The 403-nt window shown below is 75.2% G+C and carries 1 pseudogene; it reads right to left on the bottom strand.

The features are described 5' to 3' along the window. Positions 1-403: pseudogene (locus tag ACFWJO_RS39080) on the bottom strand (imidazolonepropionase); the annotation flags it as partial.

The raw sequence follows: 403 nt of genomic DNA, 5'->3' as shown, positions 1-403 counted from the left end.
GGGCCTCGACGTCCGCGTCGGAGAGGTGGTTGACGTGGTCCACGGAGGCGGCGCCGAACTCCACGGCCACGCCCACCCCCGGGCCCTGCTCGATCTGGTTGCCGTGCAGGCGCACGCCCAGGCCCGCCGCCACACCCGCGGCGAGCACGCGGCGGGTCTGCTCGGCGTCGAAGGCGCCGGTGTCGCAGAACACGTCCACCCAGCCCACGTGCTCCCGCACGGCCGCGAGCATCGGCCCGACGACGTCGTCCAGGTAGTCCTCCGCATCCCGGCCCGGGGGCACGAGGTGGGCGCCGAGGAAGGTCACCTCGTCCACGAGGCCCTCCTCGCGCAGCCCGGCCAGCAGGCGCGCGTGGCGCGCCTCCTCCTCCACGGTGAGCCCGTAGCCGGTCTTGGTCTCGAG

The organism is Streptomyces sp. NPDC127092 (genome assembly GCF_042722475.1).
In the GTDB taxonomy this organism is placed as follows: domain Bacteria; phylum Actinomycetota; class Actinomycetes; order Streptomycetales; family Streptomycetaceae; genus Streptomyces.
This window is presented reverse-complemented; position numbering and strand designations above follow the sequence as displayed.